The organism is Streptomyces sp. NPDC020747 (assembly GCF_044334695.1).
Lineage (GTDB): Bacteria > Actinomycetota > Actinomycetes > Streptomycetales > Streptomycetaceae > Streptomyces.
On sequence record NZ_JBIRTJ010000002.1, the window covers coordinates 259,861 to 283,607 of the forward strand.

19 protein-coding genes are annotated in these 23,747 nt (G+C 70.8%); 13 read left to right on the forward strand and 6 right to left on the reverse strand.

Going from position 1 to position 23,747, the window contains the following annotated elements; genetic code table 11:
* Window positions 1-11: 11 nt before the first annotated feature.
* The 3 genes from ACH4YP_RS06235 (at window position 12) to ACH4YP_RS06245 (ending at window position 3,322) form a co-directional block, all read left to right on the forward strand.
* Window positions 12-845, forward strand: a complete 834-nt coding sequence (locus ACH4YP_RS06235; protein WP_398489622.1) for a hypothetical protein — start codon at window positions 12-14, stop codon at window positions 843-845.
* Between the two features lie 369 nt (window positions 846-1,214).
* Window positions 1,215-1,889: an RNA polymerase sigma factor gene (locus ACH4YP_RS06240; RefSeq protein WP_055617921.1), complete on the forward strand. Its 675-nt coding sequence runs from the start codon at window positions 1,215-1,217 to the stop codon at window positions 1,887-1,889.
* Complete coding sequence (locus ACH4YP_RS06245; RefSeq protein WP_398489623.1) at window positions 1,889-3,322, forward strand: hypothetical protein; 1,434 nt, start codon at window positions 1,889-1,891, stop codon at window positions 3,320-3,322. The genes ACH4YP_RS06240 and ACH4YP_RS06245 overlap by 1 nt, the downstream gene beginning before the upstream one ends.
* A gap of 218 nt (window positions 3,323-3,540) precedes the next feature.
* Here the strand turns inward: ACH4YP_RS06245 and ACH4YP_RS06250 are convergent, their stop codons facing one another.
* Entirely contained in the window at window positions 3,541-4,428 is an 888-nt protein-coding gene (locus tag ACH4YP_RS06250; protein WP_398489624.1) for a L,D-transpeptidase family protein, read from the reverse strand.
* A gap of 135 nt (window positions 4,429-4,563) precedes the next feature.
* Here ACH4YP_RS06250 and ACH4YP_RS06255 point away from each other — a divergent pair, with 135 nt between their 5' ends.
* Together ACH4YP_RS06255 and ACH4YP_RS06260 are read left to right on the forward strand one after the other, a co-directional pair.
* Window positions 4,564-6,144 carry a methylmalonyl-CoA mutase gene (locus ACH4YP_RS06255; protein ID WP_398489625.1) on the forward strand — a complete coding sequence of 527 codons (1,581 nt, stop codon included), beginning with the start codon at window positions 4,564-4,566 and terminating at the stop codon, window positions 6,142-6,144.
* Between the two features lie 92 nt (window positions 6,145-6,236).
* Window positions 6,237-6,815, forward strand: a complete 579-nt coding sequence (locus ACH4YP_RS06260) for a Uma2 family endonuclease (RefSeq protein ID WP_398489626.1) — start codon at window positions 6,237-6,239, stop codon at window positions 6,813-6,815.
* Between the two features lie 6 nt (window positions 6,816-6,821).
* Here the strand turns inward: ACH4YP_RS06260 and ACH4YP_RS06265 are convergent, their stop codons facing one another.
* The gene (locus tag ACH4YP_RS06265) at window positions 6,822-8,261 is read right to left on the reverse strand and encodes an FAD-dependent oxidoreductase (RefSeq protein ID WP_398489627.1); all 1,440 of its coding nucleotides are present in this window, start codon (window positions 8,259-8,261) and stop codon (window positions 6,822-6,824) included.
* Between the two features lie 71 nt (window positions 8,262-8,332).
* Between ACH4YP_RS06265 and ACH4YP_RS06270 the strand changes: the two genes are divergently transcribed.
* Window positions 8,333-8,977, forward strand: a complete 645-nt coding sequence (locus ACH4YP_RS06270) for a TetR/AcrR family transcriptional regulator C-terminal domain-containing protein (RefSeq protein WP_398489629.1) — start codon at window positions 8,333-8,335, stop codon at window positions 8,975-8,977.
* Between the two features lie 209 nt (window positions 8,978-9,186).
* Here ACH4YP_RS06270 and ACH4YP_RS06275 read toward each other — a convergent pair whose 3' ends face one another.
* The 4 genes from ACH4YP_RS06275 to ACH4YP_RS06290 form a co-directional block, all read right to left on the reverse strand.
* Window positions 9,187-10,098, reverse strand: coding sequence for a class I SAM-dependent methyltransferase (locus ACH4YP_RS06275; RefSeq protein ID WP_269647900.1), 912 nt, complete (start codon window positions 10,096-10,098; stop codon window positions 9,187-9,189).
* A 383-nt stretch (window positions 10,099-10,481) separates the two neighbouring features.
* Complete coding sequence (locus tag ACH4YP_RS06280) at window positions 10,482-11,645, reverse strand: acyltransferase family protein (RefSeq protein WP_398489631.1); 1,164 nt, start codon at window positions 11,643-11,645, stop codon at window positions 10,482-10,484.
* A 196-nt stretch (window positions 11,646-11,841) separates the two neighbouring features.
* A complete protein-coding gene (locus tag ACH4YP_RS06285; RefSeq protein ID WP_398489633.1) occupies window positions 11,842-13,176 on the reverse strand; it encodes an alpha-2,8-polysialyltransferase family protein in 1,335 nt (444 codons plus the stop codon).
* Entirely contained in the window at window positions 13,173-14,150 is a 978-nt protein-coding gene (locus tag ACH4YP_RS06290; RefSeq protein WP_398489634.1) for a glycosyltransferase family 2 protein, read from the reverse strand. The genes ACH4YP_RS06285 and ACH4YP_RS06290 overlap by 4 nt, the downstream gene beginning before the upstream one ends.
* Before the next feature lie 198 nt (window positions 14,151-14,348).
* Between ACH4YP_RS06290 and ACH4YP_RS06295 the strand changes: the two genes are divergently transcribed.
* The 7 genes from ACH4YP_RS06295 to ACH4YP_RS06325 all read left to right on the forward strand — a co-directional run bounded on the left by ACH4YP_RS06295 (window position 14,349) and on the right by ACH4YP_RS06325 (window position 23,710).
* On the forward strand, window positions 14,349-15,725 hold the full coding sequence (locus tag ACH4YP_RS06295; RefSeq protein WP_398489635.1) for a DUF6716 putative glycosyltransferase: 1,377 nt from the start codon (window positions 14,349-14,351) through the stop codon (window positions 15,723-15,725).
* A gap of 62 nt (window positions 15,726-15,787) precedes the next feature.
* On the forward strand, window positions 15,788-17,101 hold the full coding sequence (locus tag ACH4YP_RS06300) for a cytidylyltransferase domain-containing protein (RefSeq protein WP_398489636.1): 1,314 nt from the start codon (window positions 15,788-15,790) through the stop codon (window positions 17,099-17,101).
* Between the two features lie 14 nt (window positions 17,102-17,115).
* Window positions 17,116-18,054, forward strand: coding sequence for an N-acetylneuraminate synthase family protein (locus ACH4YP_RS06305; protein WP_361064258.1), 939 nt, complete (start codon window positions 17,116-17,118; stop codon window positions 18,052-18,054).
* Between the two features lie 51 nt (window positions 18,055-18,105).
* Window positions 18,106-19,344 carry a hypothetical protein gene (locus ACH4YP_RS06310; RefSeq protein ID WP_398489637.1) on the forward strand — a complete coding sequence of 413 codons (1,239 nt, stop codon included), beginning with the start codon at window positions 18,106-18,108 and terminating at the stop codon, window positions 19,342-19,344.
* Window positions 19,345-19,716: 372 nt separating this feature from the next.
* Window positions 19,717-20,985 carry an amidohydrolase gene (locus ACH4YP_RS06315; protein WP_398489638.1) on the forward strand — a complete coding sequence of 423 codons (1,269 nt, stop codon included), beginning with the start codon at window positions 19,717-19,719 and terminating at the stop codon, window positions 20,983-20,985.
* Between the two features lie 324 nt (window positions 20,986-21,309).
* A complete protein-coding gene (locus ACH4YP_RS06320) occupies window positions 21,310-22,365 on the forward strand; it encodes a BMP family ABC transporter substrate-binding protein (RefSeq protein ID WP_361064266.1) in 1,056 nt (351 codons plus the stop codon).
* A 295-nt stretch (window positions 22,366-22,660) separates the two neighbouring features.
* Window positions 22,661-23,710: a BMP family ABC transporter substrate-binding protein gene (locus tag ACH4YP_RS06325; RefSeq protein ID WP_361064269.1), complete on the forward strand. Its 1,050-nt coding sequence runs from the start codon at window positions 22,661-22,663 to the stop codon at window positions 23,708-23,710.
* Window positions 23,711-23,747: the final 37 nt, after the last annotated feature.

Genomic DNA, 23,747 nt, shown 5'->3' on the forward strand with positions numbered 1-23,747 from the left:
TGGATACGGACATGCCTGAACGACACGACCCCGACGGCCCCCCGAGCCCCGCTCCGGTGAACCCTGCGAACCCCGCGAAGGGTGCCCCGCATCCGGATCCTCTGACGGCGGGCCCGGCCGGCGAGGAGCCCGGGGGCCTCGCCGCGCGCCCGGCGGGCGGGGTGAATCCGCCCGACCTCGATGCCGTGCTCGCCGCCGCCGTGCGCGGGGGCGGCGAGGTCGACGCCGATGCCGAGGGGCGGGCCCTCGCCGCGTTTCGGGCGGCGCGGGACGAGGGGGCGCACCGGGCGGCGGCGCGCAACCGGCGGCGGGACGACTGGCGGCCGGAGCGGGAGCGGCGGGGCGGTTGGTCGGTGCGGGCGACCCTGGTGGCGTTGGCGGCGAGCGTGACGCTCGGCGGGGTCGCGGTCGCGGCCATCGGCTCGGGGGACGGCGGAACGCGGGACCAGCGTGGGGGCGGGCCCCTGCCCGCCGTGAGCAGCGCTCCGACCGGCCCCGCCGTCGCCGCGCCGAATCCGTCCCCGCCCGCGCAGGCCGGCCGTGGTGCCCACCGTCCGCCGCCCGCCCAGGACACCGAGGCCCACTGCCGCGCGTACGACTCCGTCAAGAAGCGCGGCAAAGCCCTCGACTCGACCGCCTGGCAGCGGCTGATACAAGCCGCGGGCGGCGAGGAGAACGTCGAGGCGTACTGCGCCGGGCAGTCGGCCGAGAAGAAGAACGGCGACAAGGGAAAGCCGAGCAAATCGCCCAGGACACCCAAGACGTCCAAGGAGTCCAAGGCTCCCGGCAGCGGCGCCACGAAGAATCCGAAGAGTACGAAGAGCCCGAAAAGCGAGACCGACTGACCGAGAGCGGCCGACAAAGGGTGAAAAGCGGGACGAAGTCCCAGCCTCACCGTGCCGATGGCAACGGCCGGAGCCGCCACCCCCCACAGGAGAGGCCCCGGCCGTCGCGCGGCACGGACCGCGCGGCGGCCCGTACTTGCTTCAGCGTCGGAGGTGCGTTTTGTGTCACACCCCAGGCCGGAACGCGATCGTTGCACGTTGTACGGACATGGACGGGGAACGGTTTCACGCCGTAACGTGCCTTTCGCGCCGGACTGCGGCAGACCTGAATCCACGGAGGGTCCACGACCGCGGCCACCAATCGAGGAACCACGACGGCGAGGACCCGGTCCGCGAGAGCGGCGCCGGCTTAGGCGCAAAAGGGGCGCGGTGCTGGGGGACGACGCGGAGCTGACCGCCGCGGTGCTTGCGGCACAGGACGGAGACGAGACCGCGTTCCGGACTGTGTACCGAGCCGTGCATCCACGGCTCCTGGGGTACGTACGGACGCTGGTCGGCGACCCGGACGCGGAGGACGTCACGTCCGAGGCCTGGCTGCAGATCGCCCGCGACCTCGAACGGTTCAGTGGCGACGCCGACCGCTTCCGCGGCTGGGCGGCCCGGATCGCCCGCAACCGCGCCCTCGACCACATACGCATGCGCGGCCGCCGCCCCGCGATAGGCGGCGACGAGACCGAGCTCACCGGCAGAGCGGCCGAGTCCGACACCGCAGGTGAGGCCATCGAGGCCCTCGCCACCGGCAGCACGCTCTCCCTCATAGCCCAGCTCCCGCAGGACCAGGCCGAGGCCGTCGTACTGCGCGTCGTCGTCGGCCTCGACGCGAAGACCGCCGCCGAGACCCTGGGCAAACGCCCGGGCGCCGTCCGCACGGCCGCGCACCGCGGTCTGAAGCGGCTCGCGGAGCTGATCGGCGCGGATCCGGAATCGGCCGGATCCCTGAGTTCCGTACCCCCACAAAGACCCCCACACGCAGAACCGCGTACCCGCGCGGTGACGTCCGCCGGTGTGACGCATACGCGTTCGCGGACGCAGAAGGACATGTGATGGCCGACGAGCAGTACAGGTGGCTGGACCGCGACACGGCGGAGCGGCTGCTGCGCGGCGAGCCGCTGGACGCCGTCGACGCCGACAGCCGTGACCAGGCCGACCGGCTCACCGAGGCGCTCGAAGCCCTCGACGCGCTGGGCACGCAGACCGCCGACCCCACGCCGGCCGACGCCGAACTCCCCGGCGAGGCAGCCGCGTTGGCCGCCTTCCGCAAAGCACGCACCGGCAAGAACGGCGAACAGGCCGGCCTCGGCCCGCGCACGCGTGCCCGCTCCACCTCCTCGGCCTCCGCCGCTTCCTCCGCGGCTTCCCAGATCTCCTCCGACGCGGGACTCGTCCACCTCGGCCGCCCCGTCGCTCATGGGCGCGTCCCCTCCCGCTGGGGCCGCCCGATGCGATACGGACTCGCCGCCGCGCTGGCCGCCGGGATGATCGGCGGAGCCGCCATGGTCGCGGCCTCCGGTGTCCTGCGGTTCGGCGGAGAGGAACCGGAACCCGGCGCGTCCGCGAGCGTGGCCGTCACCCCGGACCGCCCACACGTCTCGCCGTCCCCCGAGAAGAAGCCGGGCGGCGGCCCCGACGTGCCGCGGCCCGACGGCAGCGCGGGCGGCCCGACCGGTAAGGGCTCGGTCCCGGGCGGAGAGGCGCGCGGCGGTACGGACCCGGGTGCGCGGACCGATCCCGGCGACGACCGGCGCGAGGGGCGGCCCGGCCGGGGGTGGCGCTGGCTCACCTCGGCCTGCCGCGACTACCGCGACGGCAAGAACCTCGACTCCGAGCGCAGACACGGTCTGGAGGACGCGGCGAACGGCGCCGAGCAGGTGAAGAAGTACTGCAAGGGCCTCCTGAAGGACCGGGACGACCGCGGCTCCGGTGACGGCCGGCGCGGCAACGGGTCGGGCAGGGGCGAGTCCGGCCGGGGCGGCTCGGGCTGGAACAACGACCGCGAGGGCAGAGACGGAGACGGCAGGGACGGAGACGGCAGAGACGGCAGGGGCAGTGACGACGACGGCGACGGGGGCGGCGACGGCTCGCACATAGGCGCGGGCGCGTTCCGGGGCGGCAGCGGCACGGTCCTCCTTGCCACCGGCGCGGCCGAACCCACGGCCTTCACCCCCGCCAGACCCTCGGCCTTCGCTCCCGCCCGACTCCCGGCGACGCGGACTCCGACACCCGTACGGACGCTGCTCCAGGCACCGAGTCGGACATCGACTCGGACATCGACTCAGGCACCGACCGCACGGAGCGCACAGAGCACACAGGCCGCACCGAGCCAGACGCCCGTTCGGGCACCTGTTCGAGCTCTGGCCACCGACTCCGACGCCGGTGCTCCGGCCCGGTCCACGGGACCCAAGCCGCGGTCCGCCGGATCCAGGGCATCCGCCCCGCACACCCCGCGGGCGCTCCCCGCGCTCTCGTCACCCTCCTGACCGCCGCCCGACCTGCGGTTTCCCACCGCTGCCCGGCTGCCGTCGGCCCGGTGTGACGTTTTCGGCCGCCCTGACGCAGTAGTAAGCAGCCGACTGGTCATCGGCTGTCGCACGAGCCGGGGTTCCCCCCGTACCCACGGCTCAGTGCACAGTGGCGCGGGCGGGACACGTTCCCCCGGTCCCGCCCGCGCCCACACGCTCTGCCCGCCGCCGGTTCCTCACCAGTAGACGACGACCTTGTCGCCGTTCCTCACCTGGGAGAACAGCGCCGCGATCTTCCCTTCGTCCCGTACGTTCACGCAGCCGTGCGAGGCTCCGTAGTAGCCCGTCGCCGCGAAGTCCGAGGAGTAGTGGACGGCCTGGCCGCCGCTGAAGAACATCGCGTACGGCATGGGTGAGTCGTAGATCGTCGACACATGGTGGCGCGACTTGAAGTAGACGTTGAAGACACCTTCCCGGGTCGGCGTGTACTGCGAGCCGAAGCGCACGTCCATCGTCGAGACCGTGCGGCCGTCGATCATCCAGCGCAGGGTGCGGCTCGTCTTGCTGACGCACAGCACCCGGCCCGTCATACAGCGCGGATCCGGCGTCGCGGCCGGCTGACCGCCCGACGCGTACAGCTCCCATTTGCCGGGCTCGCGCGTCATCCTCACCAGCCGCTGCCAGGTCACGGCGTCCGTCTTCCCGGTCTTCGGCAGGCCCCGCTTGCCCTGGAAGCCCTTCACCGCGGTGACGGTCGAGCCGCCGTACGTCCCGGTCGGACCCTCGTGGAGCCAGAGAACCTGACGCAGCCGGGCCTGCAGTTCCCGTACGTCCCTGCCCCGATCGTCCTTCGACCACAGGGTCCTGGGGGCGGGCGCGGGCGGTTCGGCGGGCTTCGGCTTCGACGGCTTGGCATCGTCCGGGGAACCGCCGGGCGTCGGTGACGTACCGGCCGGTGACTTACTGGCCGGAGACGTACCGACGGGTGCCGTCCCGGCGGGTGTCTGTCCGCCGGAGGTCTCCGCGGACGGGCCGACGGTCTGGACGGTGCATCCGCTCACCGCGACGAGCGCCGCCATCGTCGTCGCCACCGCGCCTGTTCGCCACATGACCGGTATACGCATCCGAACCCCCCGTTGCTCACCGACCCCCGGTGGTGCGTCGTGTCCCCTGAGATGTTTCCCGCGCGTGCCCGGTTGCGAACTACGCGGCATTGTTGGGGGCGCAGGCCCGTCCCGGTCCAGTGGGAGGCAGACGTCATGGCGCGCGAGTCGGAGTCCGGACTGCCCATCGAGCCGGTCTACGGGCCGGACGCCCTGGAGGGCTGGGACCCGGCGGAGAAACTGGGCGAACCCGGTGCGTATCCCTTCACGCGGGGCGTCTACCCGTCCATGTACACGGGCCGGCCGTGGACCATGCGGCAGTACGCCGGGTTCGGTACGGCCGTCGAGTCGAACGCCCGCTACAAGCAGCTGATCGCGCACGGCACGACGGGCCTGTCGGTGGCCTTCGACCTGCCCACCCAGATGGGCCACGACTCCGACGCCCCGATCGCGCACGGCGAGGTCGGCAAGGTGGGGGTGGCGATCGACTCCGTCGAGGACATGCGGGTGCTGTTCGACGGGATCCCGCTGGACCAGGTGTCGACGTCGATGACGATCAACGCGCCCGCGGCGCTCCTGCTGCTGATGTACCAGCTGGTCGGCGAGGAGCAGGGCGTGCCGGCCGACAGACTCACCGGCACGATCCAGAACGACGTGCTGAAGGAGTACATCGCGCGCGGCACGTACATCTTCCCGCCCAAGCCGTCGCTGCGGCTGATCGCGGACATCTTCAAGTACTGCCGGGCCGAGATCCCGCGGTGGAACAGCATCTCGATCTCCGGCTATCACATGGCGGAAGCCGGGGCCTCACCCGCACAGGAGATCGCGTTCACACTGGCGGACGGCATCGAGTACGTCCGCACCGCGGTGGCCGCCGGCATGGACGTGGACGACTTCGCGCCCCGCCTGTCGTTCTTCTTCGTGGCCCGTACGACGCTCCTGGAGGAGGTCGCCAAGTTCCGGGCGGCACGCCGGATCTGGGCGCGGGTGATGCGCGAGGAGTTCGGGGCGAAGGACCCCAAGTCGCTGATGCTGCGCTTCCACACGCAGACGGCCGGCGTGCAGCTGACCGCGCAGCAGCCGGAGGTGAACCTCGTCCGGGTCGCCGTGCAGGGCCTGGCCGCGGTCCTCGGCGGCACCCAGTCCCTCCACACCAACTCCTTCGACGAGGCCATCGCGCTGCCGACCGACAAGTCGGCCCGCCTGGCCCTGCGCACCCAGCAGGTCCTGGCCTACGAGACGGACGTGACCGCGACCGTCGACCCGTTCGCGGGCTCGTACGTGATCGAGAGGATGACCGACGACGTCGAGGCGGCCGCCGTCGACCTGATGGGCCGGGTCGAGGACCTGGGCGGCGCGGTCGGCGCCATCGAGCACGGTTTCCAGAAGGGCGAGATCGAGCGCAGCGCCTACCGGATCGCCCAGGAGACCGACTCCGGGGAGCGGGTCGTGGTCGGCGTCAACCGGTACCGGCTCGACGCGGAGGAGCCGTACGAGCCGCTGCGCGTCGACCCGGCGATCGAGGCCCGGCAGGCCGAACGGCTCGCGAGGCTGCGGGCCGAGCGCGACCGTGCGGCGGTCCACGCTGCCCTGGCCGCCCTGAAGAAGGCGGCACAGGGCGAGGACAACGTCCTGTACCCGATGAAGGACGCGCTGCGGGCGCGGGCGACGGTGGGGGAGGTGTGCAACGCCCTGCGGGAGATCTGGGGGACCTACGTGCCGACGGATGCCTTCTGACCTGGGCGATTACTCCGTACGAGTGATCGAGGGCGGAAAATGCACGCCCCCGGTAACGCTCATGAAGAGTGACCCCCGAAAAGGAGGATGCCGTGGCTGTACTGCAACACGAGCTGACGTTGGGCGAAGCCGCCGACCTGCTCTCCCGTGCACTGCCTGGGCACCGCGTGGAGATTCTCCAGGGGAGGCTCACTGTGACACCGCCGCGGGACGGCTCGCATGCTCTGTCGTTGACGAAGCTGGGCCGGGCATTCGACCGGGCAGGGATCGTGGAGGCGGGGCACGAATACGTCCAGGGCATCGGACTCTGGCTGCCGGCGCTGCCCGACGACTACGCGATCCCCGACTTCTCCGTCGTCGACGAGGACTTCCGGGACGCCCTCGTCCAGAAGAACTGCTACGCCCCGAACGTCTTCCGTCTGGTCGTGGAGGTAACGTCCTCGAACTGGTCGGACGACCTCGGCCCCAAGGTCGAGAGCTATGCCGAGGCGGGCATCCCGGTCTATATCGTGGCCGACCGGAAACATGACGAGGTACTTCTCTACCAGAACCCGGTCGACGGAAAGTACGACGCACCCCAGCACTTCAAGCGGGGCCAAAGCGTCCCTGTACCGGAGTCCGTCGGCGTCACCCCCGACCTGTCTGTGGACACTCTCCTCGACGGCGACTGACCCCGCCTAGCCAGCGACACCCACGCTCTCCGCGTACTCCGCCAGCCCCTCCGCCGACGTGCCCGCCCAGCCCACGTAACCGTCGGGCCGGACGAGGAACACCCCGGCTCCGTACGCCTCGTACGCCGGAATCCGGACCGTGCGCACCGTGCGGGCCGCGAGTTCGGGCAGGTCGGTGTCCGTGCCCACCGTGAGCAGTGTCCAGTGCGGGCCCCGGAACGCGTCGAAGAGGCGTACGCCTCCGCGCGTGCCGTCCGGTGCGCGGTCGCCCGCGTGGAGGGCGTCCTCCGGCAGACCGCCCCGGGTCTCGACCGCCAGCGACGAGCCCCGGTAGCCCAGGCCGAGTTGCTGTGTGGCCGTGCCGCGGCGGACCTCGCCCCGGTGGACGCGGGTGGAGAGGCCGAGCATGTGCGCGGCGATCGGCAGCCGCTCCTCCTCGTACGAGTCGAGGAGCGACTCGGGAGCCTCGCCCCGCAGGACGGCCCCGAGCTTCCAGCCGAGGTTGTAGGCGTCCTGGACGCTGGTGTTCAGGCCCTGTCCGCCCGCCGGTGAGTGGACGTGCGCCGCGTCGCCCGCGAGGAAGACCCGCCCCTGACGGAACCGGTCCGCCATCGCGGCGCGCGGCCGGAAGTCCGATGCCCAGCGCACCTCGGTCACGTCGTCGGCCGCGAGGTGTGTCCGCGTGGCGACCAGCTTCCGGATGCCGTCGAGGGACAGGTCCGGTTCGGCGGCCGGATCCTCGAAGCTGCCTGCCAGCTGGAAGTCCTCCGTGTGCGGCAGCGGGCAGATCGCCAGGAAGCCCTCGCCGTCGGCGGGCGGGAACACATGCCAGTTGTCCCGGTCGAGTCCGCTGATGCGCAGGTCCGCGACCAGCGTCGGACCCGGGTCCACCGTCTCCCCGGTCATGCCGATCCCGAGCGCGCGGCGCACCGCCGAGCGGCCGCCGTCCGCGGCGACGGCGTAGCGGGCGTGGACGGGGGAGCCACCGGTGAAGGACGCGGTCACGCCGTCCTCGTCCTGGGTGAGACCCGTCAGCTCGCGGCCGAAGGCCACACTCCCGCCCAGCTCCTCCAGCCGCGCGAACAGGATCTCCTGCGTCCGCCACTGCGGCACCATCCACGGGCCGCCCGCGTACGGCTCGGCCTCCGTCGTCTCCGTCTCGTCGAACATCCGGTGCTCGCCCTGTCGCGCCCCGTCCTGCCAGATCATCCCGACGGGGTACGCGCCGCCGCCCGCCCGGATCGCGTCCAGTACGCCGAGGTCGTCGAAGACCTCCAGGGTCCGCGGCTGGATCCCCTTGCCGCGCGAGCCGGGGAAGAGCGCGTCGGCCCGCTCGACGACGAGGGCGCGCGTCCCGCGCCGGGCCAGGTCGGCCGCGAGGGCGAGCCCGGTGGGGCCCGCGCCGACGATCAGTACGTCCGTCTGTACGTCCGTGTGAGTGGTCATGACCAGCCTCCTTAACGCTGTTAAGTGCGCTGCTCTACGAGAGTGGCCTTAACGCCGTTAAGCTGTCAAGTGTGAATACGGAACGCCGAGCGCCCCTCGACCGCAAACGTGTCGCGGACACCGCCCTGAAGCTGCTGAACGAGGTGGGCCTGGACGGCCTCAGCCTGCGGGCCATCGCGAAGGAGCTGGACGTCAAGGCGCCCGCTCTGTACTGGCACTTCAAGGACAAGCAGGCGCTGCTCGACGAGATGGCGACCGAGATGTACCGCCGGATGATCGCCGGCACCGCCCTCGACCCGGACGACACCTGGCAGGAGCGGCTGCGCAAGTCCAACCGGGGGCTGCGGGACGCGCTGCTCGGCTACCGCGACGGCGCGAAGGTGTTCAGCGGCTCACGCTTCACCGGCATCGAGCACGCCGAGCAGATGGAGGACAACCTGCGGCTGTTCACGGCCGCCGGGTTCACCCTCACCGAGGCGGTCCGCGCGACCTCGACGACGTACCTCTACACCCTCGGTTTCGTCACCGAGGAACAGGGCGTCGAGCCACTGCCCGGCGAACGCCGAGAGGGCTACGACGTGGACGAACGCGCCCGCCTGATGGCCGACTATCCGTTGTCGGCTCAGGCGGGCGCGGAGATCTTCGAGAACTACGACCGGCACTTCGAGGAGGGGCTGGAGCTGGTGATCGCCGGGGTCGAGGCGCGGCGGGGGTGAGGCGAGGGAGGTGAAGGGCGGCCCGGCGCGGCGGCGCGGGCCGGGCCGCCCGGGTCGCGGTGCTTTTCCCGGACTCCCCGGACTCCGCTCGCCCCGCCGGGCCCACGACCGTCACACAGCGGCGTACGCCGCCTCGTCACCCTTGGGTGTCCGGGCGCTCACGGCCACGCCGGGGCTCACGGCCACGCCGGGGCTCACGGCCGCGGCCCTCACGCCGCGCGCAGATAGCCCGAGTTCGCCACCTGGCCGAGGAAGCTCAGCCGGGTGTCCGTGGCCATGTGCTTCTCGAAGGCCTCCTTGATCCCGGGCCACTTGGCGTGCCCGAAGTCGTCGAGGACCACGATGCCGCCGGGCGCGGCGATCTGCTCGGCCCATTCCAGATCCGCCTTGACTCCCGCGGCGGAGTGGTCGCCGTCGACGATGATCACTCCGTAGCTGCGGTCGGAGACCTTGGCACGCACCTCGGGGTCCTCGGAGAAGCCCTGCTGGACACGGGCCGCGGCCCCGGCCGAGCCCACCAGGTCCAGGTTGGTGCGCACCGCGGCCCCGCGCACGGGGACACCCGTCGGATCGGCTCCCTCGGTCGTGCCGGGCTGCAGCTGCAGCCCCGCCAGTGGGTCGACGATCGTCAGACGCGGGTCGCGTCCCGCGCGCTCCATCATCCGGATCAGAGCCGCGCCGAACATCCCGTACAGGGTGCCGATCTCCAGGATCTCGTCGTTCGGCGGATCCAGCAGGGGCACGGCGGAGAGCTTGCCGCAGATGTTCATGGTGCCGCCCGCGATGCGGCCGACCCCGAGCGACTCCAGGGCGATGAGCAGTCGGAACGACTGGGCGATGTTGCGCTCGGCGCCGTCCTTGTCCCCGGTCACCGACGCCAACTCGGCTATCGCGCGGTTGAGATGGACCTCCGCCGGGAGCCTGGACACGCCACGCCCGGTCCCGTCGAGCAGCAGTTCCAGGGGGCGCTGGCGGTTCCTCAGTGTCGCCAGTTCGTGCAGTGTGCTGTCGGAACCGCCACCGACGGAGCGTCGGATCTGCCGATCGATGCGCTGATCGATGAGGTCGGCGATCGGACGCAGGGCGCGCCGGGCGACCCTGGTGGTGAGCAACGTTCGCATGGCTCTGTGACCCCCACAGATATCGGAAGGTATGGATGACCTTGGGCATCACCCGGTGGCCGGACCGCATCCGATGTGCCGGGGGAGTCAACGCCCCACGCACCGCGGCTGCGCCCGCTTCCCCCCGTCGGGCAATGGGCAACAGCACACAGCACACCGGGTTCGATTCACAGCTCAACCACGCCTGACAGAGCCACAGTTCGCCCGACCGTCGCCACGAGTTAACCAATGAGCCGAATCGCTCTCCAGCCGTTGGTGGTCGTGCCGTACCAGCCGCCCCATGTGTTGGTCGCGCAGTCGTCGTGGTTGCGGTAAGCCAGTCGACGAGGTCGAGGTGGACACCGCGATTGCTGCTGTCCTCGGGGGATCGACCGGAGCGGTGGCTAGCGTTTCGGGTTGTTCAGCAGGGAGCGCATGCGTGGTGTCAGCGGGTCCTCGACGAACCGGTTGAGGAGCCACGCCAGGGTGAGCATCGTCAGCACCGTCAGTGGCAGTGTCGCGTACGCCGGGATGTCCAGCTTCTGGTGGTAGGCCTCGATGACCACCCAGCCCAGGTGCTCGTGCACCAGGTAGAACGGGTAGGTCAGGGCGCCCGCGACCGTCAGCCAGCGCCAGTTCGCCCAGTTCAGCCACCCCAGGGCGATCACGGCGACGGCGACGAAGCCGAACGTGACGACGAGGACGATTCCGAACGTGGTGCGGTAGGAGAAGAAGTCCGGGTTCGGCGCGTGCCACAGCCCGCGCACCGCCTGGTTCTGGCCGATCAGCCAGCTCACGATCACGATGCCCCAGGCGTACGCGTCGTGCCGGTCGCGGTGGACCAGATAGAGGCCGATGCCGCCGATGAAGAACGGCGCGTACTCGGGCATCACGACCAGGTCCAGCAGCGGCTCGTTCGCGGCCTGGGTGAGCACGGCGGCCAGGGTCCAGCCCGCGCAGAACATGATCACGCGCTGCCGGGTCGCGCCCGGCATCACGACGCACAGCGCGAACAGCGCGTAGAAGCGGACCTCCGCCCAGAGCGTCCAGCAGACCCCGAGGACCCGGTCCGCGCCGAGCGGCTGCTGCATCATGGTCAGGTTCACCAGTGTGTCGCTCGGTGAGACCGTCCTGTACGCCACCACGGGCAGCGCGAACACCACCGTCACGATCACGATCGCCGCCCAGTAGGACGGCAGCAGCCGGGACGCCCTGGAGGCGAAGAACGAGCGCAGCGGCCGTCCCCAGCCGCTCATGCAGATCACGAAGCCGCTGATGACGAAGAAGACCTGCACGCCCAGACAGCCGTACGCGAACCACGAGTGCAGCGTCGGGAACTGGACCGCCGGCGAGCTTCCCCAGGCCTGGGTGACCTCGCCGCCACGACCGCCGTAGTGGTACGCCGCCACCATCAGCGCGGCGATCAGCCGCAGCCCGTCCAGGGCCCGCAGCCGGTTCTCCCGCGGCCTCTTCACCTGCGGAGGGCTGGGCCTGTCGGCCGCAGGGAGGACGGCACGGGCCACCGTGCCCACGGACGTCGTACGTGTGTCCTCGGGAATTTCGGTCACGGGTCCCCTCAACGGCCGTTCTGTGAAGTCGTGCGCAGCGCGGGCCGTGGATTCCGTGACCCGGGGCCTCCGAGGGCCTCAGCTAATTCACAGCACACTAGTCCGACTCGCAGGTGGGGCCCGGTTGAAGAACTGATCATTCTCTGACCGGACCCCATGAATTCACCGTCTGTTAGTTCTCATTTCCCGGAGAAACTCAGCGGCGCACGGCCTTCTTCAGGGAGCGGGCGCGGCGGGCCACCCGGCGCACGGTCGCGTTGCGCGGAAGGAACGCCAGCTGCGCCGGGACCGCGCCGGGCAGCGCCAGTGAGGTGAGGCGCTTGCGCTTGAAGTACCGCCAGGTGTACGTGTTCAGACGCTTCGTCAGATAGGCCTCGGCGGCCGGGCGCAGGTCCGGGTAGATCTTCGGCTGCATCGCGTAGCCGACGGCCCGCACGAGGTCGGTCAGGCCCTGCTCGTCCGTGCCCCGGCGCTGCCCGGTGACGGCCTCGCGGTCGGTCAGGTCAGGCAGCAGCGCGTCGACGACCGTCACCGGGACGCGGTTGCTGTTCTCGTACGGCGTCAGACGGTCGAGCAGGGTGGCGGTGCCGACCCGGGCGACCGGCAGGCCGTACAGCGCGTAGGCCGTGAGCAGGGCCGTGGAGAAGCAGCCGACGACCAGGGCGGGACGCATCCGCTGGTAGAGGACCTCGGCGAGGACCGGGGTGTCGAGGACCGTCAGGTCGGCGCCCAGCTTCTCGGCCTCCTTCTCCAGTCCGCGGGTCCAGCGGGCCGGCGCGGAGGGGTGCGGCTTGAACACCACACGGGTGTGGCCGAGTTCGACGGCACCCTTCAGCATCCGCACATGGAGGTTCTCCTCCTCCTCGGGCGTGAGGATGCCGAGCGCGGAGAGGTACTGGCCCAGCAGCAGGGCCGGTTCGTCGATCGACGGCAACGCGTCGCCGGTGTCGACCAGTTCGGCGAGCACCTTCACGAAGGCGTCCGTCGGCACGATCTCCGACTCCACGCCGAACTCGGTGAGCAGGAGGGGCCGCAGCCCCGGCACGAGGTCGAGGTGGAGCAGCCGGTCCACGCGGGTGCCGACCAGCGGGTCGATCTTGTTGCGCGTGGGGCCGTAACTCATCAGACCGTCGGCGTACACGGTGACGGGCGCGCCGGTGAAGATCTGCGTGACGCCGAGCGCCGGATTGACCTGGATCGACTCGACGACGAGTTCCACCGGATCGTCGCCCAGCCCCCACGCGAGCCGCAGGTGCCGCTCCCAGATCGGGACGTCGTCGAGCCGGGGGGCCCAACCGCCCGGGTGGAAGGGCGAGATGGTCTCGTTCCACGACACCACGTCGTCGAACCGCTCGCGCAGCCGCTCGAACCCGGGCATCTCGTCGACACCGGGCGTCGTCTCGGGCGTCGCCGTGTTGTTGCAGACGAGCAGGATGCGGCGGTCCGCCGGCGCGAAACAGTCGGAGTCGAGGGCGGCGGCGAGCGTGGCCGTGCCGTACAGCGTCGACGCCAGGAAGATCTGCGTGGTCACGCGGCGACCCCCGCGGCGGCCGGGCGGCGGCGCAGCCTGCGCAGCCGGGTGGCGCGCTGGATGTCCATGGAGTCGAGGGCCTCGTCGAGGACGTTCTGCGGCATACGGCGCAATGCCGCGGCGCTCATCGACTTCAGTTTCCGTGCCACCTGTGGCTCGAACCTTTCGATTGATCCCAGATGATGGGAAATAATCGCGCAATATGTGCGCACGGCCTTGGGAAGCAGTTTGTCCGCGTCCGGGTCCTGCGCGGTTTCCACGACGACCTGGTCGAACGCGCGAATGAAATCGAGCTGGCGCACATCGCCGATCTGGGTCAGAGAGGACGCGACACCGCGCCGGTAGAACACACCGAGCAGCCCCACCGTGGCGAACGACTCGGCCTCCCGGTGGAGCTTCCAGATCCACGGCCGGTCCTCGGCCGTACGCAGCCCGTCGGTGAAGTGCAGCAGCCCCCGGTCGACCAGCCGGCGGTGGTAGACGCCCGCCCACGCGTACGCGTAGTCGACGGAGGTGGACCGGTCGGCGGGCAGGATCGCCTCGCGCGGGTTCAGCACGACACCGCGCCTGCCGTGCGGCACCCGGTGGATGGCGCGGGCCCGCGCGGTGCACTGGACATGGTCGCTGCGCACGAAGTCGCACCCCAAGTCCTCGATGGCGGCCACGAGTTGCTCGTAGTAGCCGGGGGCCAGCCAGTCGTCCCCGTCGAGGAACGTCAGATATTCGCCGCTTGCCGCGTCGATTCCTGTGTTGCGCGCGGTGGCCAGCCCTCCGTTCTGCTCGTGTCTGACATGCACCGCGCCCGGGAGCTCGCGTTCCGCGCGCGCGAGAATGTCCGGGGTCTCGTCGCGCGAACAGTCGTCGACGAGAATGAATTCGAAGTCGTCACGTGCGTTCGCACGCAGACTCCTCAGGGTGTCGGGTGCGTATTGCTGCACGTTGTAGAACGGCACGATGACGGAGAGCTTGACCACCCGAGTGACGTTAGGCGGCGGCCCGGCATTCGTCTTGACCGCCGGTGAGATGCAAGGTGAACGACGCGTGGCGGAATGGTGAATCGGGTCTTTTCCGCTGCCGATCCGAGGTCGATTCGCCATTCGGCTCTGTGCTGTTAACCCTTTGTTGCATTCTGGTTGGGCCGCGCATCGGAATCGCTTCCTAGCGTCTTGGACGTGCCAGCAAGTACCTCGAAGTCCCTGCGAGTCGCCGTCCTCGCCGATTCCGACACCCGGTGGAAATGGGGCTCGCTCACCGCGAACCGCATCGCACCGGCCGATTCGGACATCAGGCTCGACGGCTACCTCCTGCGCGGCCGTGCGACCCCCACCGCACGGCAGCTCGAAGAGGTCGGCGTGCGCGCCGACTCCCTCCGGGAGGTCACCGCCGCGGAGTTCCTGCGGGAGATGGCCCGCGCTTCCGAGGGGTCCGCCTCCGAGGGGTCCGAAGGGACCGAGGGCGAGCCCGCGTACGACCTCGTCGTGCTCTCGCTCGTCGGCGGCGCCGTCCAGGCGATGCTGCACGGACTCTCGTACCAGTGGCGGGAGCGCTTCGGACCGGGGCGAGTGAAGCGGCCCGTCGTCGTCACCGGCTATGTCGGGGTCGTCTACGAGAAGCTCGCCGACGGTCTGCTGCTGCGGCACGGCGCGGACCTCGTCCTCGCCAACTCCCGCCAGGACGCGGACCGTTTCACCGCCGTGTACGAGGGAGTGGGCGCCGACGCCTCCTCCGTGACCGAGGTCGCGCTGCCCTTCCTCGGCGGCGCCGCCTACGAGAAGCACGACCCGTACACGGTCGTCTTCGCCGCGCAGCCCTCCGTCCCGGAGAGCCGCAAGGACCGTACGTACCTGCTGAACCGGCTGGTGAAGCACGCCCGGCTGCACCCGGACCGCGAGGTACTGCTGAAGCTGCGCTCCAAGCCGGGCGAGCACACCACGCACATCGAGGAGCAGCCCTACCAGCGCCTCGCGGAGCGGATCCCGGGCGGCCTGCCCGCCAACTTCCGCCTCGTGTACGGGCACATGGGCGAGGTCCTCGACCGTACGGACCTGCTGGTCACGGTCAGCTCCACGGCGGCCCTGGAGTCCCTGCACCGCCGGATCCCCACCGTCGTCCTCACCGACCTCGGTGTGCGCGAGTCGCTCGGCAACCACCACTTCGTGGGCTCGGGGTGCCTCGCCTCCTGGGACCAACTGGACGCCGGGCACGAGCCGTTGCCCGACGAACAGTGGGTCGCCCGCCAGGGCGTCGCCGCCGAAGGCTCGTACGAGACGGCCTTCGACGCGGCCCGTGAGCGCATCGCCAAGCTGCTCGGCCGGGGCGGACTCGCCGCCCTCGCCCCCTACTACACGCCCGTCACCGCGCCCGGCTATCTGCCCGGCATCCTCGCCCGCCACCACCTCGGCCCGGACGGCAGCCCGCTGCCCGGCGCCCCCGCCGCCGACAGGGAACCGGGCCCGGTCCGGCAGATCGTGCGCCGGGCCGCCCGGGGCGCCTACCGGCACGGCGTGCAGCGCGTGGCGCCCGTCATCCGGCGCATGGGCGAGCTGTGACCGCCCTCCCGACGGATCCGCGAGCCGCGGGCGTCCAGAACCCTCCTCAAGGAGTACAGCCAATGACCAACTCGCAAGCGGGCCAGGCCACAGCGGGCCGGGCGAAGCCGGTGCGCCGGGTGCTCGCGGTGATCCCCGCGCGGGGCGGCTCCAAGGGCGTCCCCGCCAAGAACCTCCTCCCCGTCGGGGGCGTACCCCTGGTGGCCCGTGCGGTGCGCGAGTGTGTCGCGGCCCGGCTCGTGACGGACGTCGTGGTCTCCACCGACGACCAGGCGATCGCCGCAGCGGCCCGCGAGGCAGGCGCGGAGGTCGTGCTGCGCCCCGCCGCCATCGCCGGTGACACCGCCACCTCCGAGGCCGCCGTCCTGCACGCCATGGACGCCCACGAGGCGCTGCACGGCTCCGCAGTCGACGCCGTACTCCTCGTGCAGTGCACCAGCCCCTTCATCATCCGCGAGGACATCGACGGGGTGGCCGGCGCGGTCGTCGAGAACGGCGCGGACACCGCGCTGACCGTGGCGCCCTTCCACGGCTTCATCTGGCGGGACGCGGACGACGACCCGACCGCCGTCGACACCGAGCGCACCCGGGCCGTCGGCGGCGGCACGACCGTCGCCAACACCACGGCCACGGACGGCGGTTACGGCGTCAACCACGACAAGTCCTTCCGCCCGCGCCGCCAGGACCGCCCCCAGGACCTCCTGGAGACCGGCGCCGCCTACGCCATGGACGCGGCGGGGCTGCGCGAGCACAAGCACCGCTTCTTCGGCCGTACGGAACTCGTCCGCACCGACCCCGCCCGGGTCCTGGAGATCGACGACCCGCACGACCTCGCCCGCGCCCGGGCCCTCGCGCCGCTCTTCGACGCGAACAGGCCCGGCACCCTCCCGACCGCCGAAGACATCGACGCGGTCGTCCTCGACTTCGACGGCACCCAGACCGACGACAGGGTGCTGATCGACTCCGACGGACGGGAGTTCGTCTCCGTGCACCGCGGAGACGGACTCGGCATCGCGGCCCTCCGCAAGAGCGGCCTCACGATGCTGATCCTGTCCTCGGAGAAGAACCCGGTCGTCGCCGCACGAGCCCGGAAGCTGCAGATCCCGGCGCTCCACGGCATCGACCGGAAAGACCTCGCACTGAAGCAGTGGTGCGAGGAACAGGGCATCGCGCCCGAGCGCGTGCTCTACGTCGGCAACGACGTCAACGACCTCCCGTGCCTCGCCCTCGTGGGCTGGCCCGTGGCGGTCGCGAGCGCCCACGACGTCGTACGCGGCGCCGCGCGCGCGGTCACCACCGTTCCCGGCGGCGACGGCGCGATCCGAGAGATCGCCAGCTGGATCCTCGGCCCCTCTCTCGACTCCCTCCACAGTTAAGGAACTTCTCCACCATGAGCACCAACTCCCGTCTGCGCCAGTTCGGTTCGAAGACCGCCGGCCCGGGTCACCCCGTCTACGTCGTCGGCGAGATCGGCATCAACCACAATGGCGACATCGAGAACGCCTTCAAACTGATCGACGCCGCCGCCGAGGCCGGCTGCGACGCCGTGAAGTTCCAGAAGCGCACCCCCGAGATCTGCACCCCGCGCGACCAGTGGGACATCGAGCGCGACACCCCCTGGGGCCGCATGACCTACATCGACTACCGCCACCGCGTGGAGTTCGGCGAGGACGAGTACCGCCAGATCGACGAGTACTCCAAGTCGAGGAACATCGCCTGGTTCGCCTCCCCGTGGGACACCGAGGCCGTCGCCTTCCTGGAGAAGTTCGACGTCCCGGCCCACAAGGTGGCCTCCGCGTCCCTCACGGACGACGAGCTGCTGCGCGCCCTGCGCGGCACCAACCGCACGGTCATCCTCTCCACCGGCATGTCGACGCCGAAGCAGATCCGCCACGCGGTCGAGGTCCTCGGCAGCGACAACATCCTGATGTGCCACGCCACTTCGACCTACCCGGCGCAGGCCGAGGAGCTCAACCTCCGCGTCATCAACACCCTCCAGGCCGAGTTCCCGAACGTCCCGATCGGCTACTCCGGCCACGAGACGGGCCTGCAGACCACCCTCGCCGCGGTCGCGCTCGGCGCCACCTTCGTCGAGCGTCACATCACCCTCGACCGCGCCATGTGGGGCTCCGACCAGGCCGCCTCCGTCGAGCCGCAGGGCCTGACCCGCCTCGTCCGCGACATCCGCACCATCGAGGCCTCCCTCGGCGACGGCGTCAAGAAGGTCTACGAGTCCGAGCTCGGCCCGATGAAGAAGCTGCGCCGCGTCCCGGGCGTCGTCGCCGAGTCCGAGATCGCGGCGGCGGCGGGCGAGCCGGTCGCGGTCTGAGTCACCTCCGAATCCCGATCAGGATCAAGGGAAAGCGACGGTCGTACGTCGATGAGTCCCCGCGCCGGGTCCACCGGCCCCCAGTCACCCGCCACCCTGGCCTTCGTGGAGAGCCCGGTGCAGCTCCTGAACGTCCTGGAGTGGGCGCACGCGCATGCCCTGAGGGCGGCCGCCCTCAGGATCACGGGCGAGCCCTTGGGACCCCCGGGTCCGGAACTGGGAGCCGGCAGGCCCGGCGGGACCGGCAGGTTCGGCCGGTCGGGCCGGCCCGGTGGCGCCGGCGGGACCGGCGGCACCCGTGGGGTCAGCAGGCCCGACGGGGCCGGGGCGGGGCTCATCCTCGTCGTCCTCTCGCCCACCGACCCGATGACCCGCGGCCAGCTCCGGCGCATGGCCGAGCTGGCCCGCGACGAGGGGTACGAGGTGCGCTGGGAGGAGGCGCGGGGCGGTGCGACGGCCCCCTTCCACACGGTCGGCGGGCTCGCCCCGCTCCTGCGGCGTGCCGAGCGGGTCGTGATGGGCGACCCCTTCTCCCGTTACGTACAACTGCTGCTCAGCATCACCCGGGCCCGTGATCTCGTCGTCGTCGACGACGGGACCGCGACGATGGAGTTCGTCTCCCAGCTCGCCAAGGGTGAACGGCTGGTGCGCTGGCACCGGCGCGGCGGGCGCCCCGGGCCCCGGGACCTGCTCTTCGCACCGGTCTCGGCCCGGGCCCGCCGACGGCTCACGCCGGGGAACGGACGGCGGGTGGAGGTCTTCTCCTCCATGCCGATCACCGAGACGCCCGAGGGCGTCACCATCACGGCCAACGACTTCTCCTGGACCCGGTCCCGGTTCGGCCCGCCCCGGATCACGAAGGGCGCCGACCTGGTCGGAACGTCCCTGGTGGAGACGGGAGTCGTGGACCCCGACCGCTACCTGGAAGCGGTGCAGGGACTCGCCACGACCTATGGCGCCACCCGGTACTTCGCCCACCGCCGGGAGAGCCCGGACAAGCTGCACCGGCTCGCGGTCGAGACCGGCCTGGAGATCGTCCGCCCGGACCTCCCGCTCGAACTGATCGCCCGCCGCGGCCCCATCGGCCGTACGATCCTCAGCTTCCCGTCGACCGTGGTGCACACGCTGCCCCTCGCCCTGGTCGGCACGGAGGTCAAGGTCGCCGTGTGCGACATCGACCCGGCCTGGCTCACGGAGAACGCCTCCCCCCGGGCCCAGGGCTTCCTCTCGGGCGTCACGGGCACGGCCCGGGACGTCCACCGCCTGTCGGCCGTCTCGACGGCGACCTGATCCGGTGGGCCGGAGGGAATTCGGTGGGCCGGAGGGAATCCGGTAGGCAGGGCCGGGCCGCCCTGCCCCTCCTGTCCGCCAGGTGAACAGAACCGGCCACGGCCACGTATGCGTGGTATGCGTAGAGAGCCCCTCCCCGGAGACCCGGGAATGGGCGTCGCAGCCCGGAGGTTCTCCCATCAGGAGACCTGGATCACGATCCTTTCGGCCACCCGAGATCCATACGGCTGAAAAGCCGGGCGAGTGTACCCATCCCAGTCAATATCTATGCGCCACGCGGCCAGGTTTTCTTCCCCAATCGGGTTGAACTTTTGTTGATCGTGGGTCAGTTGGCCGTCGCGTCGCCCTACCCTTCAGAGGGTGAACCAACTGATGTCCCGAGATTCCGAGGCCGACCAGCCCGGGGAAGCCACGCTTCCCGGCACGCTCCCGGGTGCGCTCGCAGGCGCCCTGCCGGGCGACCTCCCCGGCACGCTGCCCGAGGCGCTCCGCGCAGAACTCGTCGCCTTCCGCCGCGACCTGCACATGCACCCGGAGCTCGGCAACCAGGAGTTCCGCACCACCGCCGCCATCAAGGCGCGGCTGGAGCTGGCAGGCCTGCGCCCCCGCGTGCTCGCCATCGGAACCGGTCTCATCTGTGACATCGGCGACCCGGACCCCGCGCGTCCGATGCTCGCCCTGCGGGCCGACATCGACGCCCTGCCCATCCCGGACACGAAGACCGAGTGCGCGTACCGCTCGACCGTGCCCGACCGGGCCCACGCCTGCGGCCACGACATCCACACCACCGTGGTGCTGGGGGCCGGACTCGTCCTCGCCCAGCTGCACGAGCAGGGCCTGCTAGACAGGGCCGTGCGCCTGATCTTCCAGCCCGCCGAGGAAGTGCTGCCCGGCGGCGCTCCGGACGTCATCGAGTGCGGGGCGCTGGAGGGCGTCGGCCGGATCGTCGGGGTGCACTGCGACCCGAAGGTCGACGCGGGCCGGATCGGGCTGCGGCACGGGCCCATCACCTCCGCCTGCGACCGCCTTGAGGTGTCGCTGGACGGGGCCGGCGGGCACACCGCACGGCCGCACCTCACCACCGACCTCGTGACCGCCGCCGCCCGCGTCGTCACGGACGTGCCCGCGCTGGTCGCCCGCCGGGTCGACGCGCGGTCCGGCCTCGCCGTGACCTGGGGCCGGATCGAGTCGGGCCACGCCTGCAACGTCATCCCGCAGCACGCCGAGCTCTCCGGGACCGTACGGTGTCTGGATCTCGCCTCCTGGCGGGCCGCGCCCGATCTGGTGCACGCGGCCATCGACGAGATCGCGAACCTGTACCGGGCCAAGTCGGAGATCAACTACATCCGCGGGGTGCCGCCGGTCGTCAACGACCCGGACACCACCGACCTGCTGCGGGACGCCATGGCCGCGCGGCGCGGCCTCCACTCCGTGGAGGACACCGAGCAGAGCCTCGGCGGCGAGGACTTCTCCTGGTACCTGGAGCACGTCCCCGGGGCCATGGCCAGGCTCGGAGTGCGCACCCCGGGCGAGCGGACCGTACGGGATCTGCACCAGGGCGACTTCGACGCGGACGAGTCGGCGATCACCGCGGGCGTGGAGCTCTTCACCGCGGCCGCCCTCCTCGACGCCGGGGCCTGACCGGCCGGCGCGACCGGACTCGGCGGCGGGCGCGGCCGGTCCTTCCGGTCGCGCCGTGTACCCCCGCGCAGTAGCGTGGTGCCCTGTCAAGAACCACTCGTGTCGTCACGCGGACTCCACCGTGCCGGTTGCGGAGCGTGACTGCCGTGGTGGGTGCTGTGTCCCCATGTGCACCTTTCGATCCCGGGGTTCACAAGGACGTAACCGGCCATCGGCACGAATGGATAACGGCCAAGCGCTATCCCGTTCCCTCAAGGGTCTACGCGCGTTAATGTGCGCCGAACTCAGCACCCACTGCGGGGCTTGGAGAATGGGGAACTTCAGATGCGTCGGATATCCAGCCTGACCCGCGTCGCGGTGGGGGTCGCGTCGCTGGCACTGGCGGCGACCGCCTGTGGCGGCACCAGCAGCGACAGCAGCAGTAGTGACAGCAGCGAGAGCAAGGGTGGCAAGGGTCTTGCCATCGCGTACGACGTCGGCGGCAAGGGCGACCAGTCCTTCAACGACGCCGCGTACGCCGGTCTGGAGAAGGCGAAGAAGGAGTTCGGCTACCAGACCGCCGACATCGAGCCCACCGACGGTGAGACCGACGCCGACAAGGAGCAGCGCCTGGTCTCGCTGGCCAAGCAGGGCTACAACCCGGTCGTCGGCGTCGGCTTCGCCTACGGTCCCGCGCTGGAGGCCGCCGCCAAGAAGTACCCGAAGACCAGCTTCGGCATCGTGGACTCCGTCGTCGAGGGCGACAACGTCGCGTCGCTCGTCTTCGCCGAGCAGGAGGCCTCGTACCTCGCCGGTGTCGCGGCGGCCAAGGCCACCAAGACCAACACGGTCGGCTTCGTCGGCGGTGTGGACATTCCGCTGATCCACAAGTTCGAGGCCGGCTACACGCAGGGCGTCAAGGCCACCAAGCCCAGCGTGAAGGTCGTCTCGCAGTATCTGACGCAGACCGCCGAGGAGGGCGGCTTCGCCAGCCCCGACAAGGGCAAAGCCGCCGCCGAGGGCCAGCTTGAGAAGAACGCGGACGTTGTCTACCAGGCCGCCGGCCTGTCGGGTCAGGGTGTCATCGAGGCCGCGGCCAAGAAGAAGGTCTGGGCGATCGGCGTCGACTCCGACCAGTACAAGCAGGAGGCGCTGGCCGCGTACAAGGACTACATCCTGACGTCGGCGCTCAAGGACGTCGGCGGCGCGGTGTACTCCCTGGCCAAGTCGGTCGAGGACGGCAAGCCGCTCACCGGTGTGCAGACCTTCGACCTGAAGGTGAACGGCGTCGGCCTCGCCGACAGCAACCCGAAGATGGGTGAGATCGCCGGTCTCACCGACGCGGTGGCCAAGGCCAAGGCGGGCATCATCGACGGCAGCATCAAGGTGAAGACCGAGTAGTCGGGAGGCGGGCCTCCGGGCCCGTCACCGCCCCGGCGGGCGAAGCAGTCGAAGTCACACAGAGCGGGCGGGCATCCTCGATGCCCGCCCGCTCAGGTGTTCCCCGCGCAGGTCATCCGCCGTGCACGGACCTTTGCGGTCGGCAAGCCCGCACCCGGTCGGCGGGAGGCCTCGGGCACAGCCGCATAACAAGGTGGACAGAGGGGGTTCTCTCGCGGGTCTACGCGCGTTAATCTGCGGCGAAGCCAGCGCCGAAGGTGTTCCGCCCGGCGCTTGTACGACAGGAGCACAACACATGCGCCGGGTTCCCCGCATCGCGCTCGCAGGCGCAGCGGCCGCCTCTTTCGCCCTCGTCCTCTCCGCCTGTGGCGGTACCTCGACCTCCTCCGGTTCGGCGGACTCGAAGGGCGACAAGGGCCTCGCCATCGCATACGACGTCGGCGGCAGGGGCGACCAGTCCTTCAACGACGCCGCGTACGCGGGCCTGAAGAAGGCGAAGGGCGAGTTCGGCTACGAGACCGCCGACATCGAGCCCACCGACGGTGAGACCGACGCCGACAAGGAGCAGCGGCTCGTCTCGCTGGCCAAGCAGGGCCACAACCCGGTCATCGGCATCGGCTACGCCTACGCGCCGGCCGTCAAGGCGGCCGCGGAGAAGTATCCCGACACCACCTTCGGCATCGTCGACGACTCCACCATCGAGGCGGAGAACGTCGCGGACCTGGTCTTCTCCGAGCAGGAGGCCTCCTACCTCGCCGGTGTCGCGGCGGCCAAGGCCACCAAGAGCAACACGGTCGGCTTCGTGGGCGGTGTGGACATCCCGCTGATCCACAAGTTCGGGGCGGGCTTCGCGCAGGGCGTCAAGGACACCAAGCCCGGCGTGAAGGTCCTCTCGCAGTACCTGACGCAGACCGCCGAGGAAGGCGGCTTCTCCAGCCCCGACAAGGGCAAGACGGCCGCCGAGGGCCAGATAGAGAAGAAGGCCGACGTCGTCTACGCGGCGGCCGGCCTGTCGGGTCAGGGTGTCATCGAGGCCGCCTCCGCCGACAAGGTGTGGGCGATCGGTGTCGACTCCGACCAGTACAAGCAGGAAGCTCTGGGCAAGTACAAGGACGCCATCCTCACCTCCGCCACGAAGGACGTCGCGAAGGCGGTGTACAACCTCGCGAAGTCGGTCGAGGACGGCAAGCCCGAGACCGGTATCGTCAGGGGCGACTTGAAGTCCGGTGAGGTCGGCCTCGCGGACTCCAACCCGAAGTTCAAGAGCGACACCGCGATCCAGGAAGCCGTGTCGGCGGCCAAGGAGAAGATCATCGGCGGCGAGATCAAGGTCAAGTCCAGCTGACAGCAGTACCTCAGGAGCAACTCGGCAACCCGGGGAA

What these genes read in the sequence shown, in the direction of transcription:
- ACH4YP_RS06310 (WP_398489637.1), top strand. Translation starts at nt 18,106, where the DNA reads ATGAGTCCCCGCGCCGGGTCCACCGGCCCCCAGTCACCCGCCACCCTG.
- ACH4YP_RS06305 (WP_361064258.1), top strand. Translation starts at nt 17,116, where the DNA reads ATGAGCACCAACTCCCGTCTGCGCCAGTTCGGTTCGAAGACCGCCGGC.
- ACH4YP_RS06300 (WP_398489636.1), top strand. Translation starts at nt 15,788, where the DNA reads ATGACCAACTCGCAAGCGGGCCAGGCCACAGCGGGCCGGGCGAAGCCG.
- ACH4YP_RS06320 (WP_361064266.1), top strand. Translation starts at nt 21,310, where the DNA reads ATGCGTCGGATATCCAGCCTGACCCGCGTCGCGGTGGGGGTCGCGTCG.
- ACH4YP_RS06245 (WP_398489623.1), top strand. Translation starts at nt 1,889, where the DNA reads ATGGCCGACGAGCAGTACAGGTGGCTGGACCGCGACACGGCGGAGCGG.
- ACH4YP_RS06325 (WP_361064269.1), top strand. Translation starts at nt 22,661, where the DNA reads ATGCGCCGGGTTCCCCGCATCGCGCTCGCAGGCGCAGCGGCCGCCTCT.
- ACH4YP_RS06235 (WP_398489622.1), top strand. Translation starts at nt 12, where the DNA reads ATGCCTGAACGACACGACCCCGACGGCCCCCCGAGCCCCGCTCCGGTG.
- ACH4YP_RS06315 (WP_398489638.1), top strand. Translation starts at nt 19,717, where the DNA reads ATGTCCCGAGATTCCGAGGCCGACCAGCCCGGGGAAGCCACGCTTCCC.
- ACH4YP_RS06250 (WP_398489624.1), bottom strand. Translation starts at nt 4,428, where the DNA reads ATGCGTATACCGGTCATGTGGCGAACAGGCGCGGTGGCGACGACGATG.
- ACH4YP_RS06255 (WP_398489625.1), top strand. Translation starts at nt 4,564, where the DNA reads ATGGCGCGCGAGTCGGAGTCCGGACTGCCCATCGAGCCGGTCTACGGG.
- ACH4YP_RS06275 (WP_269647900.1), bottom strand. Translation starts at nt 10,098, where the DNA reads ATGCGAACGTTGCTCACCACCAGGGTCGCCCGGCGCGCCCTGCGTCCG.
- ACH4YP_RS06265 (WP_398489627.1), bottom strand. Translation starts at nt 8,261, where the DNA reads ATGACCACTCACACGGACGTACAGACGGACGTACTGATCGTCGGCGCG.